15 protein-coding genes and 1 riboswitch are annotated in these 14,315 nt (G+C 63.0%); of the genes, 6 read left to right on the top strand and 9 right to left on the bottom strand.

What is annotated here, in order from left to right; genetic code table 11:
• Positions 1 to 96: 96 nt before the first annotated feature.
• Genes EHF33_RS19225 through EHF33_RS19210 form a run of 4 tightly spaced genes read right to left on the bottom strand, consistent with a single transcriptional unit; the run spans position 97 to position 3,437 of the window.
• On the bottom strand, positions 97 to 1,086 hold the full coding sequence (locus tag EHF33_RS19225) for a pyridoxal phosphate-dependent aminotransferase (RefSeq protein ID WP_124875232.1): 990 nt from the start codon (positions 1,084 to 1,086) through the stop codon (positions 97 to 99).
• Positions 1,079 to 1,939: an adenosylcobinamide-phosphate synthase CbiB gene (cbiB, locus tag EHF33_RS19220; protein WP_241191465.1), complete on the bottom strand. Its 861-nt coding sequence runs from the start codon at positions 1,937 to 1,939 to the stop codon at positions 1,079 to 1,081. Before cbiB ends, EHF33_RS19225 begins: the two co-directional genes overlap by 8 nt.
• Before the next feature lie 14 nt (positions 1,940 to 1,953).
• Complete coding sequence (gene cobO / locus EHF33_RS19215) at positions 1,954 to 2,574, bottom strand: cob(I)yrinic acid a,c-diamide adenosyltransferase (protein ID WP_124875230.1); 621 nt, start codon at positions 2,572 to 2,574, stop codon at positions 1,954 to 1,956.
• A complete protein-coding gene (locus EHF33_RS19210; RefSeq protein WP_124875228.1) occupies positions 2,571 to 3,437 on the bottom strand; it encodes an ABC transporter substrate-binding protein in 867 nt (288 codons plus the stop codon). Before EHF33_RS19210 ends, cobO begins: the two co-directional genes overlap by 4 nt.
• 169 nt (positions 3,438 to 3,606) lie before the next feature.
• A riboswitch (cobalamin riboswitch) is annotated at positions 3,607 to 3,745 on the bottom strand.
• Between the two features lie 383 nt (positions 3,746 to 4,128).
• On the opposite strand from EHF33_RS19210, the gene EHF33_RS19205 reads away from it, so the two are divergent.
• The 4 genes from EHF33_RS19205 to cobT are packed head-to-tail and all read left to right on the top strand — an operon-like array spanning position 4,129 to position 7,088.
• Positions 4,129 to 4,872, top strand: a complete 744-nt coding sequence (locus EHF33_RS19205) for an adenosylcobinamide-GDP ribazoletransferase (RefSeq protein WP_124875226.1) — start codon at positions 4,129 to 4,131, stop codon at positions 4,870 to 4,872.
• A complete protein-coding gene (locus EHF33_RS19200) occupies positions 4,869 to 5,438 on the top strand; it encodes a histidine phosphatase family protein (protein ID WP_124875224.1) in 570 nt (189 codons plus the stop codon). Before EHF33_RS19205 ends, EHF33_RS19200 begins: the two co-directional genes overlap by 4 nt.
• Positions 5,425 to 5,955 carry a bifunctional adenosylcobinamide kinase/adenosylcobinamide-phosphate guanylyltransferase gene (gene cobU / locus EHF33_RS19195; RefSeq protein ID WP_241191424.1) on the top strand — a complete coding sequence of 177 codons (531 nt, stop codon included), beginning with the start codon at positions 5,425 to 5,427 and terminating at the stop codon, positions 5,953 to 5,955. Before EHF33_RS19200 ends, cobU begins: the two co-directional genes overlap by 14 nt.
• A 14-nt stretch (positions 5,956 to 5,969) precedes the next feature.
• Positions 5,970 to 7,088, top strand: a complete 1,119-nt coding sequence (cobT, locus tag EHF33_RS19190) for a nicotinate-nucleotide--dimethylbenzimidazole phosphoribosyltransferase (protein ID WP_124875222.1) — start codon at positions 5,970 to 5,972, stop codon at positions 7,086 to 7,088.
• Positions 7,089 to 7,210: 122 nt separating this feature from the next.
• Here cobT and EHF33_RS19185 read toward each other — a convergent pair whose 3' ends face one another.
• Positions 7,211 to 7,927 (bottom strand): VIT1/CCC1 transporter family protein, encoded by a 717-nt coding sequence (locus EHF33_RS19185; RefSeq protein ID WP_124875220.1) that lies wholly within the window; start codon positions 7,925 to 7,927, stop codon positions 7,211 to 7,213.
• 346 nt (positions 7,928 to 8,273) lie between these two features.
• On the opposite strand from EHF33_RS19185, the gene EHF33_RS19180 reads away from it, so the two are divergent.
• Positions 8,274 to 8,810 carry a Dps family protein gene (locus tag EHF33_RS19180; RefSeq protein WP_124875218.1) on the top strand — a complete coding sequence of 179 codons (537 nt, stop codon included), beginning with the start codon at positions 8,274 to 8,276 and terminating at the stop codon, positions 8,808 to 8,810.
• A 248-nt stretch (positions 8,811 to 9,058) separates the two neighbouring features.
• Here EHF33_RS19180 and EHF33_RS19175 read toward each other — a convergent pair whose 3' ends face one another.
• The 3 genes from EHF33_RS19175 to EHF33_RS19170 form a co-directional block, all read right to left on the bottom strand.
• Positions 9,059 to 9,769: an MIP/aquaporin family protein gene (locus EHF33_RS19175; protein WP_124875216.1), complete on the bottom strand. Its 711-nt coding sequence runs from the start codon at positions 9,767 to 9,769 to the stop codon at positions 9,059 to 9,061.
• Between the two features lie 141 nt (positions 9,770 to 9,910).
• Positions 9,911 to 10,267, bottom strand: a complete 357-nt coding sequence (locus tag EHF33_RS21830; protein WP_338135049.1) for a Rossmann-fold NAD(P)-binding domain-containing protein — start codon at positions 10,265 to 10,267, stop codon at positions 9,911 to 9,913.
• Positions 10,268 to 11,041: an FAD-dependent monooxygenase gene (locus EHF33_RS19170; protein ID WP_338135048.1), complete on the bottom strand. Its 774-nt coding sequence runs from the start codon at positions 11,039 to 11,041 to the stop codon at positions 10,268 to 10,270. It lies immediately after the preceding gene.
• Positions 11,042 to 11,113: 72 nt separating this feature from the next.
• Here EHF33_RS19170 and EHF33_RS19165 point away from each other — a divergent pair, with 72 nt between their 5' ends.
• Entirely contained in the window at positions 11,114 to 11,728 is a 615-nt protein-coding gene (locus tag EHF33_RS19165; RefSeq protein WP_124875214.1) for a TetR/AcrR family transcriptional regulator, read from the top strand.
• Between the two features lie 47 nt (positions 11,729 to 11,775).
• Here the strand turns inward: EHF33_RS19165 and EHF33_RS19160 are convergent, their stop codons facing one another.
• On the bottom strand, positions 11,776 to 14,217 hold the full coding sequence (locus tag EHF33_RS19160) for an EAL domain-containing protein (RefSeq protein ID WP_124875212.1): 2,442 nt from the start codon (positions 14,215 to 14,217) through the stop codon (positions 11,776 to 11,778).
• Positions 14,218 to 14,315: the final 98 nt, after the last annotated feature.

The following is a 14,315-nucleotide window of genomic DNA, read 5'->3' as shown; positions in this document are numbered from 1 at the left end:
TTCCATTGTTGTGGAAAAGCACCCCACCAATTCCACTCCCATCTGCTCTAACACGTATTTCGCTCGCTCCGCTCGGTCGTAAAAGTTTTGAAACTTTTACGACAAATGCTCTATGGACTCGATCAGCGCGGCATTCTCACCCGGCAAGCGGGCCGACACCCGAATCCACTGCGGCAGGTCGTAGCTGGTACAGTCCCGGACTTTGATGCCGGAGGCGAGTAAGACGACGCTGACCTGCTGAGCATTTCCGACTTTAAGCAGCAAGTAAGGTGTGCCGAGGTGCTGAACTGCCCCAAACAAGCCGAGCTGCTCGGCCAAATCCTCCGCGTGACGCCGAACTTGTGGCAACGTTTGAGCCAAAAACGCCTGCGCTTCGGGCAAACTCGCCAGCACCGCCGCCGTGCTCGCCGGAACGTGCCAAGCCGGAGCCAGATTATCGAGGGCGCGGATCAGCTGAGCCGCCGCCAGCGCGTAGGCGGGCCGCGCTCCCACCAAACCGTGCGCTTTGCCCGGCGACAGCAACCGGATCAGGTGGGGATGCCTCGGCGGGTCGGGCAATCCCGCGAAGGCGGCGTAGGCTTCGTCCACGATCAACAAAGCGCCGGAAGCCGCGCACTGCTCGGAGAGCTGGCTGAGCTGGTCGGGAGTCGGCGCTTGCCCCGTCGGATTGTGCGGATAACCGACGTAGACCAAAGCTGCGTTTGGAGGTAAATCGGTGGGCACATCAGTCATGACCTCGATCCGGTTGCCCTGCAGCTGAGCGGCGCGGGCCAGCTCACCAAACGGGGCGTGAAGGCTCAGCAGCGTGCCGCCAACCGGTAAAAAAGCGCGGGCAAGGCGGTGCAGCAGATCGGACGCGCCCACCGACACCGCCACGTTTTCAGGATTGACGCCGTGCCAGTCGGCCAGCTGGCGTCTCGTCTCAAAGTAGGTGGGGTCGGGGTAATGGGTGTGGTCGGCGTCGAGGAGCGCCTTCAAGAGAACTGGATTAGGGCCATACGGGTTGGCATTGACGCTGAAATCCAGGCCCCTGAACGGCTCAGCGCCCGGGCCACCGTGTGGGACACGTGGAAGGAGCTCAGGCACGACTTTTCCCTTTGACGAGCAGCACCAACAGCGCCAGACCAAAAGTGCGCTCCGCCAGTTGCAGCGCCCTCGGCAAGTCGGCGGCACAGGGTGAGCGGCCCGCCGGGTTGAGGGTGTAGACGACGCGTTTGTCTAATCTGATGCCCAGCGCCCCCGCAAAAGCGCTCATCGGATGGCCCGCGTTGGGACTGGTGGTGGTGCAGCGATCTCGCCACCAGACTCGCCAAGCTTTCGGCTGCCCAGCCACCACCAAGGCGCACAGGGCCGTCAGGCGGCTGGGCGCGAGGTTGAGCAGGTCGTCGGTTCGGGCCGCCGATTTGCCCGCCCATTCCAGCTCGGGCGTGCGGTAGCCCCACATGGCGTCGGCGGTGTTGGCGTAGCGGTAGAAGGCGGCCAGTCGTAGCCCCCCCACCCGGTAAGCCAGCAGCGGCGCAATTAGGCTGTCAGAAAGGTTCTCTGCCAAGCTTTCAATCGCCGCGCCCGCCACTTCGCAGGCGCTCAGCTCGGCGGTGTCGCGGCTGACCAAGTGCCATGAAAGCAAGCGCCGCGCTTCAGGCAAGTCGTCATGGGCCAAAGCGCTATGGACTTCTCTGACGGCGTCAAAGAGCGCTCGGCGGGCCAGTAGGGGCTTGAGCAGTACGCCCTGCGCCCACCACGGCAACCGCCGCGCTTGCTGCCCCGCCGCCGCGCTGATGACCGCGCCCAGCGTCCAGGTCAGCGTGCCCTCCGCCAGTTGGAGGAAAGGCGTTTGACCCCGCCACTGCTGCCGCGCCCACTTGAGGTAATTTCCCATCCAGACCACCGGATGAAGGCGGGCAGGCGGCTCACCCCAGGCGTCCAGCGCGAGAGCCAGCAGCACGGCTCGCCTCAGTATTCCACCCCGATCTGCGCTCCGATTCCGGCGCTGTAGGCGTGCTTGACCGGCTGAATCTCGCTGACGGTATCGGCCAGCTCGATCAGTTCGGGCAGAGCGCCGCGCCCGGTAATCACCACGTGCATCAGCGGACTGCGGGCTTTCAGGGTGGCTTCCACCTCCGGCCAACTAACCCAGCCGTATTTGAGCGGATAGGTAAACTCGTCGAGCACGATCAAATCGTATTCGCCCGCCTCGATGGCCGCCTTGGCCAGTTCCCAGCCGTGCGCGGCCATCTCGGCGGAGTTCTCCAGGTTGCGCGAACGCCAGGTAAAACCGTCGCCCAGTCCTTCATACGGCAAGCCCAGCGCGTCGAGGGTACGGTGCTCGCCGAATTTGGCATTCTCGTGCTTGAGAAACTGAAACAGCCGTGTCTTGAGGCCGCGCCCGTGCGCCCGCATCATCAGGCCCAGCGCGGCGGTGGTTTTGCCCTTGCCGTTGCCGGTGTTGACGATGATCAGCCCCCGCCGACCCTTGCTGATGCCTTCCTGCTTGGTGTGGCTGTCGTTGGCTTCCTGCAATTCCTGCATGGCGGCCTCACGGCGCTGCCGGGTCGCTTCGTCGCCCGAAGTCATTTCAGCGCCTCCGGATGAATCAGTTGGATCAACGTTCTCAGGGCGTCGGGCAGGCGCGGCCCCGGACGCGACAGCGCGTCGTTTTGCTCCGGCGTGACCTTGAAGACGCGGCCCGCTTTCACGGCGCTCAGGGTGTTCCAGCCGGGCCGGTTCTTGGCTTCATCCAGCGTCAAGCCGACCATCACCTGCGGATTACTTTTGACGATGAGTTCGGGGGCAATTTTGGGAAAGTCGCCCAAAGTGGAAGGAATAATCGTCTGGCCGCCGGCTTTGGCGATCAGCACGCCGATAAACGAATTGGGGCCGACAGAATACGGCGCAGGATCGACCTCGTAGTAAGTGCTGACTTTGGGCAACTTGACGACGCTGGCGCTGAGGGCATTGAGTTCTGAGCGCATCTTGGTGATCAGCTTGACCGCTCCAGTTTCGTGGTCGGTCAGCTTGCCCAGCACCGCGATTTTTTCGAAAACTTCGTTGTAGGTCTGGGCTGTGCCGCCGTAGACGGTCAGACCCGCCGCCGCCAGCTTCTCGGTCAGGCGCGACCCTGCCGATTCGTCGGCCAGCACCAGATCGGGCTTGAGCGCCAAGATCGCTTCGATGTTGGGCTGGTAGCCGCTGCCGACTTTGGGAAGTTTGTTGGCGGCGTCGGGGTAGGTGCTGTACTTGTCCGCGCCGACCAGCTGATCGCCCGCTCCGATGGCAAAAAGTGTCTCGGTGTGCGAGGGCAGCATCGCCACGATTCTGAGCGGCTTACTTTTCAAGGTCACGGAGCGGCCCAGATCATCGGTGACGGTCAGCGGGTAGGTGGTGGCGGCGGCGCTGGACAGCAGGGCAAACAAAACGAAAGTGGCGGGGTGACGCATGGGTAAGCTCCGGTGTGCGTGGGCGAGAGCAGCCAGAGCGGGAGCACAGCAAAAAAAAGCCCGATCTGGCTGGGGCCAGCGCGGAGCCGTGCCGGAGGTGATCTCCAGCAGCACGCACAACTTGGCCCTCTGACGGCGAGAGGTGCCCCACACGCGGCCTTACGGCGCTTGGTGTGGGGCGTCCCTGAGAGGCATTCGGGCTTACAGAACTCCGTCTGATTACCGCTGCGCGACAGCGCCGGAATTTCACCGGACTTCCCCAACCTCAGGTGCCGGCAGCTTAGCAGAACTGGGCAGCGCGGAACTGGGAAGAGCGGTCAGCGGACGCCGCGCAAAAAGGAGGAACGCCGCCCCGAGTGCTACACTCCCGCTGGGATCAGCGCTTGACCTGACCCGCTCTGCTTGAGAGAAGTCCGGTAAATGCCTCCCAGCAAACGGGGCAAGCACAGTCCGGCACGGTTGTCGAGCACGGCCGCGCCACGGTTTCAGTCCGGTTGCTCACTGCGGGGCTTATTGATGATCTGCTGAACTTGCTTCCGCGTCAGGAGCAGGGAAACGGCTTGCGGCCTTTATCCGGCTCAGCATCCCCGACTTTCCGACTTTGACGCGCCCCCGCCGGGCGCTTTTTTGGTTCCGGTTGCCTGAGTTGAGGTTGACGCTTGGTTTTTACAGATTTGATTCGGTACGCGTGGTGAGCGGCCTCGGCCGCCTGCTGCGCCCAGCTCACCTGGCCCTGACCTTTTTGACCACCTTGCCGCTGCCGCACGTGCGCGAGGTGGGGGAAGGCGAATTTGCGCGGGCCAGCGGTTTTTACCCACTGGCGGGCTACGCGGTGGGCGGCGGGGCGGCGCTGGTGTGGGCGGCCTGTCAGTGGCTGCACCTCCCACCGGGAGTCGGCGCGGCGCTGGCGGTGGCGGCTTGGCTGGCCCTGACCGGCATGCTGCACTTTGACGGGCTGGTGGACGCCGCCGACGCCCTGTTTGTCATGAAGTCGCCCGCCGAGCGGCTCAGGATTCTGGGCGACGTGCATGTGGGGGCCTTCGGGCTGGCGACGGGGGTGATTGCCCTGCTGATCCGCTTTTCGCTGCTTCAGGCGCTGCCGAACGCTTGGCCCCTGCTGATTGCGGCGGTGTCGGCGCGGCTGGCGGTGTTGGCTCCCATGAACCTTTACCCGGCGGCAAGAACCGAGTCGCTGGGCGCTCGCTCGCGGGAAGGCTGGTGGCCGGTGGCGTGCTTGGTGGCCTTGCCCGCGCTGTTTTTTTCGCAGGCTTGGGCAGGATTTGCGGCGGCGCTGCTCTCGGCACTGGGGGTGGCCGCCTTCGCAGCGCGGCGACTGGGCGGCGGCATCAACGGCGACGTGTACGGCGCGTGTATCGAGGTGGCTGAACTCAGCGCCCTGACCGTGCTCATCACGCTGGCGGGCTGGCCGAAATGACGCTCGATTTGTACCTGATTCGCCACGCCCAGACGCCCCGCAACGCCGAGGGCCGTTATCCTGGCAGACAGGACGACGCCGCCCTGACGCCGGAGGGAGAACGGCAGGCCCGTGCTCTGCATCTGCCTGAGAGCGCACAGGTCTGGAGCAGTCCAGCGCGGCGCTGCTTGCAAACAGCAACTTTGGCAGGCCTAGATAAGCCTCAGCGCTCTCCCGCTTTGCTGGAAGCCGACTTTGGTGAGATGGCCGGACACACTTGGAGCGAATTGGAAACCCGTTACGGCACTCAACCGCGCCACTGGATCGACGCGCTGAGCGACCCCACTTCGGAAAGTGGCCCGCCCGGGGGCGAAACGGGGCGAGCCTTTCACGCACGGGTGCAGACCTGGCTCGACGCCCTACCCGGCGAAACAACCCTGGCTTTCACCCACGCCGGATTCATTTTGGCCGCCCTGCGCCTGACACTCGGCTTCAGTGCGGCCCGCATTCACCACGCCCGCGTGACCCACCTGAGGCGGGCAGGCGGCGCGTGGTGGCTGGAAGGACTCAACCTTGACAGACTCTAACTTGACCAAGGCGGGCAAGCTCATCTACATCACGGGCGGAGCCAGAAGCGGCAAGAGCAGCTTCGCCGAGCGGCAGGCCCTACGTTTGAGCGGCCACGCCGTGACCTACCTCGCCACCGCGCAGGCCTTTGATGGCGAAATGCGGGCGCGAATCGAGCGCCACCAGAGCGACCGCCCCGCCGAGTGGATCACCCTTGAGGAGCCGCTGGACGTGGTGGCAGCCCTACAAACCGCGCACACGCCCACCGTTTTGCTGGACTGCTTGAGCTTATGGGTCAGCAATCTGATGCTGGCCGAGCGGGAAGACGGTGAGGTGCTGGCGCGGGTGGACGACTTGCTCAGACACAACAGCGCCACCCTGATCGTGGTCAGCAACGAAGTGGGGCTGGGCATCGTCCCAGACAACGCACTGGCCCGCCGCTACCGCGATCTGCTGGGCTGGGCCAATCAGCACTTCGCCGCCGCCGCCGATGAAGCGCACCTGTTGGTCAGCGGCCTGCCCCTGCGCCTGAAATGAAGTGAGGAAACATCATGAACTTGTCTGATCACCTTGCCGATTTGCTCAGCAGCGTTACTCCCGCCGACCAACTGGCTATGCAGGCCGCCCGTGAGCGGCAGGCTCAGCTCACCAAGCCGCCCGGTGCACTGGGCCAGCTCGAAGAAATTTCAGTGCGGTTGGCGGGCGTTTTTAGAACCCCCAAACCGCACCCGCGCGGCGTGGCGGTGGTGGTGGCAGCGGGCGATCACGGCGTGGCCGCTGAGGGCGTCAGCGCCTTTCCGCAGACGGTGACGCCCGCCATGGTGGGCAACTTCCTGCTTTCCACCCCGGCGGGCGCGGGCGGAGCCGCCGTCAACGCCATCGCCCGCAGCCTCGGCGCACAGGTTTATGTGCTGGACGCGGGCGTGGCCGCCGAGTTGCCGGATCATCCCCAGCTCATTCGCGCCGCCGCCCGGCGCGGCACCCGCAACCTGCGGCTTGAGAGCGCCATGACGCGGGAAGAAACCCTGAGTCTGATCGCGGCGGGCGCATCAGTGGCGCGGCAGGCCATCGGCGCGGGCGCGGACGTGCTGATTCCTGGCGAAATGGGCATCGCCAACACCACCCCAGCCAGCGCCCTGAGCGCCAAGCTGCTGGGCCTCAATCCCGCCGCCGTCACTGGGCGCGGCACCGGAGTGGACGACTCGACTTTGGCCCACAAAGTTGAGGTGATTCGGGACGCGCTGGCCCGCCGAGGCAGCCAACTCAGCGACCCGCTGGGCGTGCTGGCCGACCTCGGCGGCTACGAAATCGCGGCCATGCTCGGCATGATGCTTCAGGCGGCGGCCCTAAAGCGGGCCATTATCGTAGACGGCTTCGTGGAAGGTTCAGCGGCGCTCATTGGAGTAGCGCTCGCTCCAGCCCTGCGCGATTACTTATTTGCCGCCGGACTGTGCGCCGAAATCGGCCACCGCGCTCAGCTCGACCACTTGAAGCTGACGCCGATGTTCGATTTGGGGCTGCGGCTGGGCGAGGGCACCGGGGGGGTACTGGCTGCGCCGTTCCTGCTGGCCGCCGCCGCGACGTTGCGCGAAATGCTGACGTTTGAGGAAGCCGGTGTGCCGGGCGGCTCAGAACCCGCCTTAGCGCCTGAGCACAGCCTTCAGGGCTGACGGAGCACAGCCGCTGTTGGTTGCGTGGGTATGGAAAGCGCTGGGCGTTAGGTCAGTTGCCGGGTGAAGTTGGAACAGGCGACCCGGTCATCTGGAAAGTTGAAAAACCTTAGCCGCAGACCCTATAGTCCGCCCGAGCCGGACACCAGCCTCGCGATCAAGAAGGCCGTACCCGAAGCCACCGCACCCACGAACATGGTCTGGACAGCACTCTTGAGCACCGATGACCCCGTGAAGCGGCCCTTGAGCGCCCCGAAGGCAAACAGAGCGATCAGGGTCAAGACCACCGACAGCAGCAGCGCCCGGCTGAGCGTCAAATTGAGCGCGTAAGGCGTCAGCGGAATGACGCCGCCAGCGATATACGCCAGCCCAATCGTCAGGGCTGATCTCAGCGCCCGTTTCGGATCCGGTTCCTCCAAGCCCAGCTCTTCTTTCATCATGAAATCAACCCAGGTCGTGCGGTTGCTGGTGATGGCCTGTGTGGCGGCTTCGAGTGGGTCGCCGGTCAGCCCGTATTTCTGAAAGACGGCCCGCACTTCGCCAATCTCAGCGTCGTGCTTCTCGTCAATTTCCTTTTCCTCGCGGGCACGTTCCGAGACGTAGGACTCGTGCTCGCTGCGGGCCGCCAAGTACCCGCCCAGCCCCATGGCAATGCTTCCAGCGGCCATCTCGGCGATCCCGGCGATCAGCACCACGTGTCCGCTGGCAACTGCGCCCGACAGTCCGGCGGCCAGCGCGAAGGGGACGGTCAGGCCGTCGCTCATGCCGATCACGATGTCGCGCACCATCTCCGAGCCCGTGAAATGGGTTTCTCTGTGGCTGTTGACCGCTCTGTACATGGGGCCTCCTGTGACAGGGCAGTGTACTGCTGCGAAAAGTGATTCTTTCTTTTGCGAGATGAATAGGTTTTGGGATCAGTCTAAAAAGTTATGTTGGCTTAAAGAGAGACATGGCGATATTTAAATCAGCCGGGGCGCTTAGCAAAGTGGAGAGCTTATTCGGTCGTGGCCTGCTTCTCACCGCAGCTTTACTGTTCCTTGTTTTCTGCCAGATTCATACCTCCACTTAACGCTGCCGGCCTTTACTGCTTGAGGGACAAACGCCTCTGGAACCCTTCCAGACCAGCATTCCTTTGACATTTTCTCTTCGCTGCTGAGTGGCCGCCTATTTATAAAGGAGCTTTTGATGACTCAGACCAACACGTTTCAGAAACCTTATCCCGCACCTGCTGCCCTGAAAACCCCCACCGATCTGACCCCTGATCAGGTCAGCGCCGTCGTCGGGGCCGTCAACCCCCTGATCGCCGACGCTTTCGCGGTGTACCTCAAGACCAAGAACTTCCACTGGCACCTGTCGGGCAGCCACTTCCGCGATTATCACCTGATGCTCGACGAGCAGGCCGATCAATTGCTGGGCAGCACCGATCCGCTGGCTGAGCGTGTTCGCAAGCTGGGCGGCACCACGCTGCGCTCCATCTCGCATATCTCCAGCCTTCAGACTGTGCAAGACAACAACGCCGACTTTGTGACTCCGCTGGATATGCTCCGTGAGCTGATGGCCGACAACCAGAGCATCGCCGCCAATATGCGAAAAGCGCATGAAGTGTGCGACGACGCCCGCGACTACGCCACCTCCAGCTTGCTGGAAGTGCTGATCGACGAAACCGAACGACGCACCTGGTTTTTGTTTGAGGCGGCGCAGGGCGGCGAACAGACCCGCTAGAGCCTGAGAGCGGAGACGATACTCTCCGCTGCCTCGACAAAGACCGGCCAGCTCTCCTGCACAGCAAAGAAAATTCGCTTTCCACTTAGAAGAAACTGCCGGGGCCTTAAGCTTCCCGGCAGTTTCTATTATGGAAATCGGCGGCAGATCAGCAAACCCCGCGCTTAGAGCGGTTCCTGATCTGCCGCAAATACTCGCGGACTTTCTTCCCAGACGGCTCTTACGCAGGCAAACTGAGGCACGAAAATCTAACTGGATGACCCCTCTCCCGCTTCTGCTTGCCCTTTGGCCGTCTCGGCTTCCTGCTGGTTGAGTGGGCCGCGCAGCAGATAGGTCAGCCCTGTGGCTAGCGTGCCGCCCGCAAACGGCCCCAGCAGATGCGGCCAAGATGCCAGCACCGTGCCGCTGAACAGCGCGGCGGCCAGCGTGCGCGTGGGATTAACGCCGATGGTGGAGACGCTGCCCGCTGTGAACAAGCACAACCCCAGCGTTCCGGCGATCACCAAACCCGCCTGAGAGCCGACTTCCGCCTTGCGCTTGGCGGTGGCCAAAATCACCAGCAGCAGCGTGGTGCAGACCGTCTCCAGCCCAAACGCTCCCCAAGGCCTGACCAGCTCATGCGCTTTGGGGAGCGGCACGCAGGCTGAGACCAGCCACACCCCGCCGCAGGCCCCCAGGAACTGCGCGGCCAGGTATCCCGGCACCCGCGCCCACGGAAGGCTGCCCCGCAGCGCGAAGGCCAGCGTCACGGCGGGGTTGAAGTGAGCTCCGGACAGATCGCTCAGGCCGTAGACCAGCGCCAAGATCACCAGGCCCGGCACCAGCGCGTCGGCAGCCAGTGTAGGCAGTACACCGAGCTGGGCCAGTACCGCCGCGCTTAAACTGAAAGCCACGAAGCCGGAGAGGCCCAGCGCTTCGGCCACCCAGCGCCGAGCTGTGGCCCAGTGGGTTTCTGACATGCAGGGATGCTGTCATGTTGCTGGCAATAGCACTGAACGGTAGCCGCAGATGAAAGGGGGCAGTCTAGAAGATCGGCGTGCGAATGCTCCGACGTCAACGACGTGAACCGGGCAGCTCAAAATCCGGGCCGCCTCCGAATGTCACCACTTTTTGTCCCTACCGCGCGTCAGCACACGGAGTGCCAGATCACGAACTGTGAGACCGGGGCGCGAACGCGGAACCAGCAGCGACGCCATCAAGCCAAAATTGCGCAGCTTTGGAGCCACACGGGCGCGGTGTGCAGCCTCGTAGCGCCCAAATGCTAGGCCGTGATCGTGTGGGCTGGCGCTCAGGGCCTGTGCCAGCTCGTAAGCGCCGGCCACCGCCAAGCTCGATCCTTCGCCAAAGAGGGACAGGCAGGACGCGGCGTCTCCGAGCAGCGCCACGCGCCCCTGAGACCAGCGGGGAATCTCAACCCTGCTGACCGCGTCGAAGTACAGATCCGGCGCGGCGCACAACTACGCCAGCAACTCCGGCACGCGCCAGCCTACACCCGCATACGCCGCTGCCACGAACCGCTTGACCGCCTCTGGATTCCGGCAATCAGGGGCGGCGGCGGGATGCCAGAAAAAAAAGCCGACCATCGCGCAGTCTCGGCCCGGATGAACCGCCACCAGCCGTCCGGGAGTGTTGTACATCAGCACGTCCTGCGGCGATTTAACCGGCTCTGGCAGCGCTGTGGTGGCGACGTACGTACCCATGTGCCGCACGAATTGCTCGTCTGGGCCAAACGCCAGCTGACGCACGGCGGAGTGTAGACCGTCCGCGCCGATCACCAAGTCAAATCGGCGGGGAGCGTGGCGCTCGAAGGTGACATCAACACCGCCCGCATCCTGATGGAGGGCGGTGATGGTGTCGTCAAAAAGGAATTCGGTGACGTCACTCGCGGCTTGAAACAGGACGCGGGCCAAATCACTGCGGGGAATCTCCATTTCAGGCGTTCCAGCGGCGCTGCGCCCAGCGGAAGTGGGCACGCGGGCGAAGCGGTGGCCCGCACGGTCATAGAAGCTGATGGCCCGAACGGATGTGGAAGCGCTTCGGAGGGCCGCAACGATGCCCATCTTCTCGGCGACGCTCAGCGCTGCGCCGCGCACGTCCACCGGATTGCCGCTGGAGCGCAGGCGGCCCGCGCGTTCGACCACCGTAGGTTGCCAGCCGCTGCGGGCCAGCCAGTACGCCAGCGTGGGGCCAGCGATGCCAGCGCCGGAAATCAGAACGCAAGGTAGGGCCATGTATCTTTATACTTCACCAAGTGCATTTTTGCAACAAGTGAAGAAATGCCCTCCGTGATTAGAATGAGCCGCATGACTCTGCGCGAACGCAAACGCCTGCGCACCCGGCAGGCCATCCTCGCCGCCGCAACACGACTCTTTGAGCGTGACGGCTACACTACAACCACCCTGGACGACATCGCCGCCGCTGCCGAGATGAGCAAACGGGCCATTTTCAGTTACTTTGCTAGCAAGGAAGATCTGCTGTTTCCCGAAAGCGACGCGCGAATCGGCTCAGCCATCGACGCGATTGCGGCCCGGCAGCCCAGCGACGGCCCGGTACAGGTCTTGATGCGGGCCATGACCACCACAGCCCAAGAATCCGATGATCTGACGGGCCGCCGGGCGGCGCTGCGGCTGCGGCTGATGCGGACGGTTCCTGCCCTGCGTGGCCGGGCGCTGCAACATCAGCTTGACGCGCAGCGCGAGATTGCCCGTCACCTCGTTGCCGCCTTCCCGACCGACCTCGACCCCATCTCGGCGGCGGCTCTGACTGGAGCGTTCATCGGAGCGGTGACGGCTGTGCTGGATCTGCTGTTCGAGGGGGAAGACCCTGTACAAGACCCGGCCGAGGTGCAGGCGACCATCTTAGAAGCCGTCCAAGTGGCCCTCGCCCCTTGGTTGAGAGCGTCCCCAGAGAACGCTTGAGGTGTTGGACAACACGCTGCACCGATGTGACCCTCAAGAGGAGCGGACTAATGTTCGTGTCTGTTGGTGTGATTCAGCGGCGTCCAGCAGATGTCTTCAGGCGGCCCAGGTTGGCCCAGCAAAAAGCCCTGAATGTTGTCACAACCGAGTTCGTCAAGCAGGGCTTGCTGCTCAGGGGTCTCAACTCCCTCACCTGTGACGAGCATGTTCAACCCGTGGGCCAGGGTGATCATCACATTGAGCAGCATCCGGGCTGAGCTGCCCTCGGCGATGTTCTCATCCTGCACGAACGAACGGTCAATCTTGAGCACGTCGATGGGCAGGGTACGCAGCAGACTCAGGCTGCTTTGTCCTGTGCCGAAATCGTCCAACGCCACCCGGATGCCCAGATCTTTGAGCCGGGTCAGCTGTAAAGCGGCCACCTCAGGGTTGCGTAGGACGACACTCTCGGTGAGTTCGAGCACCAAGCGCTGTGGATCAAGTCCTGAAGATGCTAAGGCCTGCTGCACAGCGTTCAGCAAGCCAGAGTGCTCGAACTGCAGGGCACTGACGTTGACACTCATGGTAAAGTCCCGGCTGTTGGCCTCCCAGAGCGCCGCTTGGCGGCAGGCTTCGCGCAGCACCCACTCTCCGAGCGGCACGATCAGCTCGTTTTCTTCAGCCACCTGAATGAATTTCCCCGGAGAGAGCAGCCCCTGAGTGGGGTGTTGCCAGCGAACCAGCGCCTCGAAGCCCACCAGCATTTGGCTGCGTGCATCGAACTGGCCCTGATAATGCAAAACCAGCTCGTCTTGGGCCAGGGCCAGACGCAGATCACGCTCCAGACCGACCCGCTGGGTGGTTTCTTCACCCATGGTGGGCCGAAAGATCCGCACGCCATTCTTGCCCTCGTTTTTGGCCCGGTACATGGCGATATCGGCGTGCCGCTGCAATGTCGTCACGTCCTGCCCGTCGTGTGGCGCGACAGCCACGCCAATAGAGCCGGTCACGTGCAGGGTGTGTCCGCGCACATGAATGGGCTGGGCCAGCTGATTGAGAACCTTATTTGCCACGCGTTCGGCGTCTTGTGCACTCCGCAGGCGGCGCAAAATGATGGTGAATTCGTCGCCGCCCATGCGGGCGACCAGATCGCCTGAGCGCACCACTTGGGTGAGCTGGCGGGCGACTTGCTTGAGCAGTTCGTCACCAACGTCGTGGCCGAGGGTGTCGTTGACCAGCTTGAAGCGGTCTAGGTCGATGAACAGAATCCCGAACAGCGATCCCTCACTCAGGGCCCGCTCCACTTCACTCTGAAAATATGCCCGGTTGGCCAGTCCGGTCAGGGCGTCATGGGTGGCTCGGTGGGCCAAATCCGCTTTGGCAGTTTGAAGGGCGGTGTTGGCCTGCGACAGTTCGGCGTTGCGCAGGCGCTCGACTTCGGCTTCCTGTTGCAGTCGCTCAAGCTGCATCTGTGCGCCAAGCATCCTGGCCTTGCGGTCCACTTCTTCGGCGTGAAGCGTCTGCTCGAGCACTTGGTAAGCACGTGATGACTCGTATGCTTGTTGCCACTCGTGGCGCTCGGCGTGCAGCTCGCTCAGATGGTTCAAGATCGTTCGTTCGTCCGGTTTGATTCCGTACTGGCGGGCCTTATACAACGCCATCTGGAGGACGTATTGGGCTTCCTCTGAGCGGCCGAGCCTTTGGAAGGCCAGGCCCTGGGCGAGCCGCAAGTTCACGATCACCTCCTGGTTGCCCACCTCTTCAGCCAGAGACATGACGTCTTGTACCCGTTCCAAGGTCTCTTGCAACTGGCCCAGCTTCACCAGAGAGCGTGCGACCGTTCCCTGCAAGACGACCTCTAGTTGACGCAGTCCCAGTCTGCGGACGGTGGGGAGGTGGGTGTGGGCCAGTTCTATAGCCCGAGCATCCTGTTTCATCTGCTGATAGGCGAATGCCAGGTTGACGACGCTGGTCAGGTGCAGCAACACATTTCCAGTGGCCTCGCCAAATGACGAGACTTCCAAGAAAGCTTCGACGGCCAAGTCATATTCGCCGAGTTCTGTACGGATGATCCCGACGTTGCAAAGCGTTCGTGCGCTCCCCAAGTCGTCTCCACTCGCCGCAGCCAACTGCTGACTCTCCCAAAAGTGTTCCATAGCTGTGCCGTAGTTGCCCAGAGACTGTGCACAGATTCCTAGACCGTTCAGGATGCGTGCCAGAATGCCCGCATCCGGCATGGAAGTCGCGAGAGTCCGTGCCCGCTCAAGGACATCAATCGCTGTCTGAAATTGCGAACGGTAGAAGTATGTGAGCCCCAGAAGAGTCAGGACACGGGCTTCATTCTGTCCATCCCCAAGGCTGAGGGACAGCGTGTGGGCTTCCCGAAGAAGAAGTTCAGCGCGTTCTGCATCTGAACCCAACAGCGGTTCTGCTGCCGTCATCAGTTCCTGTAGCCGCTCGGTGTCCGAGACGGCTGCGGAGGCCCCCAAAGCAGAAACAGAATTGACCATACAAAGACTCTAAGGAAGGAGGTCTCACGGGCTTCTTTATGGCACGTTTACTTTCTCTCATGAATTCCACTTCTTGGTTCGTCCTCATCAAGGCATTT

Source organism: Deinococcus psychrotolerans, assembly GCF_003860465.1.
Taxonomy (GTDB): Bacteria; Deinococcota; Deinococci; order Deinococcales; family Deinococcaceae; genus Deinococcus; species Deinococcus psychrotolerans.
The sequence above is the reverse complement of the archived record's forward strand: the minus strand, read 5'-3'. Positions and strand labels throughout refer to the sequence as shown.